Source organism: uncultured Thiocystis sp. (assembly GCF_903866365.1).
In the GTDB taxonomy this organism is placed as follows: domain Bacteria; phylum Pseudomonadota; class Gammaproteobacteria; order Chromatiales; family Chromatiaceae; genus Chromatium.
This window is the reverse complement of the sequence record NZ_CAIPNF010000017.1, coordinates 1-7,690: the sequence shown is the minus strand read 5'-3', so window position 1 is coordinate 7,690 and position 7,690 is coordinate 1. Positions and strand designations below refer to the sequence as shown.

Below are 7,690 nucleotides of genomic sequence, written 5' to 3'. Positions count from 1 at the left end.
GCCCAGGCAGGAGGTTCTTGATCCGCTCCCATTGATCGTCACGCAGGGCATAGCGACGCTGAGTCATCCGGGCTCCTCGTTCATTTTGAAGTGGTCGGGCGACAATATTCCCACACAACTACAATTGATGACACGCCCTAGTACAGCAGCGCTCAAATCTTTGTAATGGCGCTCATACCATCAACGGTTTTCCTTGATACGTCCAACGGAAAGGTTTGGCCATGGTGGCGTTGAAGTAGGCGATGAAGGCCAGCAGCTTGGCACGCAAATCCTCCTTGGACAGGAAGTGCCCGCGCTTGATCACCTTTTTGACCAGGATGCCGAACCAGATTTCGATCTGGTTCATCCAGGAAGCGTGCTTAGGGGTGTCGTGGAACACCACTTTGTGGTCGGCCTGAGACAAAAACGCTTCGCGCGACGCCATCGAGTGGAGGATTCCGCGTTTGCCTTTGATACCGAGGTCGACATCCACTCCGCTGAGGGTCGCCGTGAGACGCACCAGGGCTTCGGATTGGTGGGTATTGAGCTGATCAAGCACCACGTGATCCCTCCGGTCGCCGGGATCGGTTTTGAGCAACGCGATGATAAAACGGCAAAAATCGTCTTCGGTGCGGGTGTCTCCGCCGTGGGCGAAGATCGAGCCAACGGCGATGTGCAGGGCGGCGATCAGCGTTTGGGTGCCATGGCGCGCGTCTTCAAACTCGCGCGCGAGCGGTTTTCCGGGCGACAGGGGCAGGTCAGCGGCGATGCGCTCCAGGGCCTGGATCCCGGTCGCCTCATCGACGCGGAAGGCGATCTCCTCGGCGCTGCCAGGGATGCGCTGAGACACGTCACCAATCTCGGCGATGCGTTCATCCTTGCGTTCATCGGCCTTGGCATTGAGCCAATACCGGCTGCGGTGTGGCTGCAACTCTTTTTTTTAACACCTTGCGCAGATGCCCGGCCGAGAGCCGTGGCACGATCCCTTGCTGGATCGCTTCCTGCGCCAGTTCCCGGCTCGTCCAATGGGTGATGGGGCGACCGTATTGCTCCGGCGGCTCACAGGCCAACGCCAGGATCTGACACCACTGCTCGGGGGTGATGGTGTCCGGACGCCCACTGCGGGGCAAATCGGCCAGTCGCTCCGCCAGGGGATCCAGTGCCCGCTCAATCCAGCGCTTCGTCCAGGTCGTCACCTCCGCCTGAATGACCCCTAACGGGTCGGAGATGGCTCGGTTGGTGGCCGCCTCGCCGTTGGCAAGGAGGATGATCCGGGCACGTTTCGCCAGATGTTGGGGGGTGGTCTGCTGGCGGATCAGGGCTTCGAGCGTGGTCCGTTCTGACGCAAGCAGGTTCATGCGGTAAAGGGGTTGGCCGATCATACTGACTGAACTGTGCGAACATGAAAGTCAATAGGGTACCATTGAACGCCAAAGCCCTTACAGTGACTTTGGCGCCGCTGTACTAGAGAGACAGAAAATTGAAACGCGCCTCATCGATCGTCCGGGCGGCCGCGACGCGGGAAAAGGCTGAAAACGACGTTGTTCGCTCTGGACGCGGTTGAACGCAGGTGCAACGGCTATTCACGCCTTTTCACCTTTATGATAAATGCGGGCGCGCCCTGACACCTACAACGGCAAGGGTTCCGTTTGAAATCAGAAAAATAAGGACGCTGGGACGGCGACGCGCGCCAGCAGCGATTTGACCTCGGTCAAGGCCATCCCGCGCCGCTCCCGCGACACTCTTACCCACGTACCCGGCCAGAGCCTGACCCATCCCGCGTGCCGATTTTCCTTGAGCCATTCTTCAAATCCAGAGGTTTCCATGTATTGCAATCAATGTGAACAAACCTTCCGCCAGACCGCCTGCGTCACCTCCCCCGGCGTGTGCGGCAAGGACGCCGATGTCCAGTCGCTTCAGGAAACCCTGCTCTACGGACTCAAGGGCATGGCCGCCTACGCCCATCATGCCCGGCGAATGGGCAAATCCGACGAACAGGTCTCGTCCTTCATCGAGGAAGCCCTGTTCGCGACCATGACCAACGTCAACTTCGACGTGGAGACCCTGCTGGAACTCTGCCTCAAGTGCGGCGAAATGAATCTGCGGGTCATGGAACTGCTCGACGAAGGCCATGTGGAAACCTTCGGTAAGCCGGCGCCGATCAAGGTCAAGGAAGGCACCCAGGCGGGACCGGGGATTCTGGTCTCGGGGCATGACCTGGTGGATCTCTGGAACCTGCTCGAACAGGTCAAGGGCACCGACATCAAGGTCTACACTCACGGCGAAATGCTGCCGGCCCACATGTATTCAAAATTCCAGCAGCACCCGAACCTGGCCGGTCACTACGGCGGCGCCTGGCAGAATCAGAAAAAGGAATTCGCGGCCTTCCCCGGCCCCGTGGTCGTGACCACCAACTGCGTGCTGATCCCGCCCGAGAGCTACCAGGGCCGACTCTTTACCATGCGCGCCACGGCGGTGCCGGGCGGTCAGCGTCTGGACGAGGATTTCTCGGCCGTGATCGCGGAGGCGCGTCGTTGCGACCCTTGCGAAGAAAACATCGCGGGAGAATCCATGGTCGGCTTCCATCGCACCGTGCTGCTGGACCGGGCCCAGACCATTGTGGATGCCGTCAAGGAGGGTCAAATCAGCCATTTCTTCGTTATCGGCGGTTGCGATGGCGCCGAAAAGGGGCGCAATTATTTCACCGACTATGCGCAGAGCACCCCGAAGGATTCCTTTATCCTGACGCTCGGCTGCGGCAAGTTCCGCATCCGCGATTATGACTATGGCGAACACCTCGGTCTGCCGCGTCTGATGGACATGGGGCAGTGCAACGACGCCTATGGCGCGATCGCCGTCGCGGTCGCCCTGGCCAAGGCATTCGACTGCGGCGTCAACGACCTGCCCCTGACCCTGGTCATCAGCTGGTTCGAGCAAAAAGCGGTCGCCGTGCTCTTGACGTTGCTGAGTCTCGGGGTCAAGGGCATCACGCTTGGCCCGAATCCGCCGGCCTTCGTTACGCCCAACGTCTTCGCCATTCTGCAGGAGCGTTTCGATCTGCGGCTCACCAGCGACGATGCCCAGGGGGATCTGCAACGCGCCATGGGCGCCTGAACCAGCATCCGGCAGCCGGAACCGCACAGGTGCGACGCCGTGCGGTTCGACGGCTTTTTCCTCTGTCGCGACGTTGCTTCAACCTCCATCCGCCGCCATCCGCGGCCTGACTCGCCGATCCTTGATCCAGATCCCTGTTTCGTCCTCCATCACCCGGACCGGCGTCAGCCGCTGGCCGCTGCAGAGCGTGCTGAGCGATTCGCCCGTGAGCGGGTCATAGACGATCCCATGCATCGAACAACGCAAATGTTGACCGGTCTCGTCAAAAATCATATCGTTTTCGCAATCGAGCTCGCGCGGCATGTGCACGCAGAGATTTCGATAGGCCCGACAGATCCCCTTGTAGCGAAAAACGAGTAAAGAGGTTGGGTCGCCGGCATAGGTCGCATCGATCCGAAGATAGGTGCCCTCAACCAGTTGTGCGCTGTGACCGATCCAAAATCGTTGATCGCGGAGAGTTGACATATTGATCGCGCTTTCCGTTTATACCGCGTCCGCACGGACACCCCGAATTTCATCGCAATCCGAATCGATGAGCCAACCATGATCATGCATCGACTCTCTGGCGGGATCGCCTCCGTCGCGCTGCTGTTGGCGGCATCCGCCGTGTCCGCCGACAATTTTATTGTCTACGGCGATAGCGCCTATCACGAAGTGCTGCGCAGCCAGGCCGATGTCAACCATGCCGCCGCCGGGGCCATCGACCGCGAATCCCGCGCGCGTTCGCGGCTCATGAACAGCAACGCCGATCTGACGGATAACCGGGTACGGGTCATGAATCGGACCGAGGATACCGAGGTATTTGGCCGCAATACCTCGAATGTCGCCAATGGCCTCGGCTCGATCGGCGATGCGGCGCAAAGCATTGGTCACGGAGCCTCCGCCCTGCGCTGGGGCTTCCGCTAACCCGGATGTTATACCGCCGCCTTATCGGTATGCGCGTAGGGGTTTGAGCTGATGGCTCCAGCGCCCCAAACGCCAGACCGAACGCATGCTCCAACCGCCCATTCGGGCGGTTTTTTTTCGGGATCCCAATTTCCGCAACCTGCCTGTGAGACAATTGCAGACCGATTGAGCGTACTTTCGATGACTCACACGAGGATGCCGCGATGACCGACAACATCAATCTGGTGCAGAAAAAGCGTATCCAGCTTCAGGCGGCCATCGGCGACCTGGGTGCCTTGGTGATTCAGGCATTGGATCGCTCGGTCACCTGTCTGCGGGAACACGACCTGTCCCTGGCCGAGCGAATCATCGCGGCGGATACCGAAATCAATCAACAGCGTCGCCTGCTGGAACAGCAGTGCCTGGTGACCCTCGCCGCGTATCAGCCCGCGGGCGAAGATCTGCGCGCGCTGGGCGCCTGCATGGAACTGGTGTCCGAACTGGAACGTATCGGCGATTATGCTGGAGACGTGGCGAGCGTCATGCTCAAAATCGGAGAAAGCCGACTTCCGCCCGAACCCGTCGCGGCCATCCTCGAGGTCGCCGGCAACGCCATTGGCATGCTCGCCGCCGCGCTCGACGCCTTCACCTCCAACGGCGACGAAAACACCGCGCGCGCGGCCGTGACTCGCGAGGAGCAAGTCGATCGCGACGAGGAAGCGATCATCGAGCAGCTGCTCGGCAGAATGCGCGTGGACGTGGAATTCGCACTCACGGGAACCTACCTGCTGTGGATCGTGCATCACTACGAGCGGGTCGCCGACCGCGCCACCAATGTCGCCGAACGTGCGGTCTATGTGGCGGCCGGCCACACGCCGGACCTCAATTGACCGCGCCGTCCCGTCGCGAGCGGCTGCGTGCCGCAAGCTTGCCGTTCGTTCTCATTTGATGGGGATGGTCATTCCCTCCTTGCCGTTGCGCTTGAGCTGAGCGCGCACCTGCTCCGCGGACTGTTTGCTGGAATAGGCGCCGGTCCGCACGCGATAGGCGGTCTTGCCGCTCGGGAGGGTCGCGGTCTGGACCTTGCTGGAGATCCCCAGCAGGGCCAGTTCGGCCTTACGGCGCTCCGCATCCGCCGCACTGGTGAAGGAACCCGCCTGCACCACATAGGTTCCGCCGCGAGCCGCCGGGGCGGGCTCGGCCGGCTGTGGCACGGCAGACGGTGACGTCGTCGGCGCTTCCCCCACCGGCGGCGGTTGCTCGGCGGGCGGTTGGGGCCGAGGTGCCGGCGGCGGTGGCGGCGGTCCCTTGTCGCCAACCTCAACCGAGGTGTCGCTGAGAATTTCCTGAAACTTGAAGCTCGGTAACACCGGCGCCGATCGCGGCTCGCGGTTTGGAGAGACCGTTGCGTCGGGTTGCCTGTCAGTGGCTTCACGCCTTGTCGATATGAAATTGCCGGCGACCACGCCCAGCGCGATGCCCAGCAGGAACCACCAGACACAGGAACGACTCTGTTTGCGTTTCGCTAGCGGCCGCGCGGGGGTACCGCGTTGCGTTTCCTTGACCATCTTACATATTCTCCGGTGCCGAGACGCCGAGCAGGCCCAGGCCGTTGCGCAACGCCTGCCGCGCGGCCAGGATCAGTTTGATCCGCGCGTCGCGCAGGACGGCGTCCTCCACCAGAAACTGGTGGGCGTTGTAGTAGGTGTGAAAATCGTTGGCCAACTCGCGCAGATACTGGGTGAGCTGATGCGGCTCGGCCTTGAGCGCGGCCGTCTCGACCACCTCGGGATAACGGGTCAGGCTGCGCAGCAGCGCCTGTTCGTGATCCTCGACGAGACGCTCCAGGTTGGTCACGCCAGGGCTTGGGTCGACCGCCATGCCCTTCTCGGCGGCCTGACGCAGCACGCTACAGACGCGGGCATGGGCGTACTGGACGTAGTAGACCGGGTTGTCGGACGACTCGGACTTGGCCAGATCCAGGTCGAAATCCAGGTGCTGCTCGCAGCGGCGCATGACATAGAAGAAGCGCGCGGCGTCGTTGCCGACCTCGTGGCGCAACTCGCGCAGGGTGACGAACTCGCCGGCGCGGGTGGACATCGGCACCTTAACGCCATCGCGATAGAGGATCGCAAACTGCACCAGCAGCACGTCGAGCCGGTCGGCGTCGTCGCCGAGCGCCTGGAGCGCCGCCTTCACGCGCGGGATATAGCCGTGATGATCCGCGCCCCAGATGTCGATCACGCGATCGAAGCCACGTTCGAGCTTGTCCATGTGATAGGCGATGTCGGAGGCGAAATAGGTGGTCTGGCCGTTGTCGCGCACCACTACGCGGTCCTTCTCGTCGCCGAAGGCGGTCGAGCGGAACCAGAGCGCGCCGTTCAGTTCGTACAGATGGCCACCCGCGCGTAGACGCTCGATGGCCTTGTTGACGGCGCCGCTCTCGGTCAGCGAGCGTTCCGAATACCACTCCTGATACTCGACGCCGAACCCGGACAGATCGTCGCGGATATCGTCGAGGATGGTGTTCAGCCCCAGCTCGAAGACATAGCGATAACGGTTGTCGCCCAGCAGATGCTTGGCGGCGGCAATGAGTCCGTCGATATGGGTCTCCTTGTCGCCTCCAGGGGCATCCGGTAGAGGATTGCCTTCCTCATCGCGCTCGTCGGCGCTAGCGGCATCCTCGGGCACCCCGGCGAAAACCTCCTCCGTAGGATGGCGATAGGCATCGCCATGCTCGCGGTGCAGGGTCGCGGCGATGTCCCAGACATAATCGCCTCTGTAGCCGTTGCTCGGGAAACGCAGATCCTCGCCGCAGAGTTCCAGATAGCGCAGCCAGACCGAGGTGCAGAGGATGTCCATCTGACGCCCGGCATCGTTAACGTAATACTCGCGATGGACGTTGAAGCCGACCGCCGCCAGCAGATCCGCGACCACCGCGCCATAAGCGGCGCCGCGTCCGTGTCCAACATGCAGCGGGCCGGTCGGGTTGGCCGAGACGAATTCGACCTGCACCCGTTGACCGGCGCCGATCCGGCTCCGGCCAAATTCATGACCGGCCGCCAGGATGCGGGGAATCTCCGCCCGATAGGCATCGTCAGCGAGAAAGAAGTTGATGAAGCCCGGCCCGGCAATCTCCACCCGCGTGACCAACGACGAGGACGGCAGCGCCTCCACCAGCCGTTGCGCCAGGTCGCGCGGTTTAGCGCGGGTGAGCTTGGCGAGCACCATCGCCACGTTGGTGGCGAAGTCGCCGTGGGCGGTGTCGCGGGTACGCTCCAGCATCGGCTCGGGCAATTCCGGGGCGTCGAGCTGGCCGCGGGACACGAGTGCCGTCAGTGCGGCGCTGATGAGGTCTTTGATGTCTTGCTTCATTCGGATTGACGACTCGGCGACGTTGCGCGGTCGACAGTACCGATGGAGCCGTTAGAGGATCCTCGGGGCTACTTCTCCGCCAACATCCGCACAGGAAAATAAAGAGAGTTAGGCATCTAATCGCGTCCAGAGCGAAAAATGCCGTTTCCGCAAACCCACAGCTGTCTGGAAGCGGCTTAGGATACCTGAATCCACGCATGAAAACGCATCCGGCTGGCCCCCTCGGCAATTCTCGTTTTGGCCTCAACGCGCTAGAGTTCCCGACCACCCTCGTGGGTCTTGCGATTCGCTTATAGCCTACAGTCGTCGGGTCGCAGGATGACCGTAAGGTCAAGAT

Annotated in this window: 8 protein-coding genes; 3 read left to right on the top strand and 5 right to left on the bottom strand. The window is 61.9% G+C overall.

Features of this window, described 5'->3' with window-relative positions:
- Positions 1-172: 172 nt before the first annotated feature.
- Together QZY07_RS00805 and QZY07_RS00800 are read right to left on the bottom strand one after the other, a co-directional pair.
- Positions 173-910, bottom strand: a complete 738-nt coding sequence (locus tag QZY07_RS00805; RefSeq protein WP_295399021.1) for a transposase — start codon at positions 908-910, stop codon at positions 173-175.
- Positions 864-1,361: a helix-turn-helix domain-containing protein gene (locus QZY07_RS00800; protein ID WP_295399019.1), complete on the bottom strand. Its 498-nt coding sequence runs from the start codon at positions 1,359-1,361 to the stop codon at positions 864-866. The genes QZY07_RS00805 and QZY07_RS00800 overlap by 47 nt, the downstream gene beginning before the upstream one ends.
- Positions 1,362-1,803: 442 nt before the next feature.
- Between QZY07_RS00800 and hcp the strand changes: the two genes are divergently transcribed.
- Positions 1,804-3,093: a hydroxylamine reductase gene (gene hcp, locus QZY07_RS00795; protein ID WP_295399017.1), complete on the top strand. Its 1,290-nt coding sequence runs from the start codon at positions 1,804-1,806 to the stop codon at positions 3,091-3,093.
- Positions 3,094-3,171: 78 nt separating this feature from the next.
- On the opposite strand, the gene QZY07_RS00790 is transcribed toward hcp, so the two are convergent.
- Positions 3,172-3,558: a Rieske 2Fe-2S domain-containing protein gene (locus QZY07_RS00790; protein WP_295399015.1), complete on the bottom strand. Its 387-nt coding sequence runs from the start codon at positions 3,556-3,558 to the stop codon at positions 3,172-3,174.
- 84 nt (positions 3,559-3,642) lie between these two features.
- Here QZY07_RS00790 and QZY07_RS00785 point away from each other — a divergent pair, with 84 nt between their 5' ends.
- Both QZY07_RS00785 and phoU read left to right on the top strand, forming a co-directional pair.
- On the top strand, positions 3,643-3,999 hold the full coding sequence (locus QZY07_RS00785) for a hypothetical protein (protein WP_295399013.1): 357 nt from the start codon (positions 3,643-3,645) through the stop codon (positions 3,997-3,999).
- Between the two features lie 203 nt (positions 4,000-4,202).
- Complete coding sequence (gene phoU / locus QZY07_RS00780; protein ID WP_295399012.1) at positions 4,203-4,868, top strand: phosphate signaling complex protein PhoU; 666 nt, start codon at positions 4,203-4,205, stop codon at positions 4,866-4,868.
- A gap of 51 nt (positions 4,869-4,919) precedes the next feature.
- On the opposite strand, the gene QZY07_RS00775 is transcribed toward phoU, so the two are convergent.
- Both QZY07_RS00775 and argS read right to left on the bottom strand, forming a co-directional pair.
- Entirely contained in the window at positions 4,920-5,546 is a 627-nt protein-coding gene (locus tag QZY07_RS00775; RefSeq protein ID WP_295399010.1) for an SPOR domain-containing protein, read from the bottom strand.
- 1 nt (position 5,547) lies between these two features.
- Positions 5,548-7,353 (bottom strand): arginine--tRNA ligase, encoded by a 1,806-nt coding sequence (gene argS, locus QZY07_RS00770; protein WP_295399008.1) that lies wholly within the window; start codon positions 7,351-7,353, stop codon positions 5,548-5,550.
- Positions 7,354-7,690 lie beyond the last annotated feature (337 nt).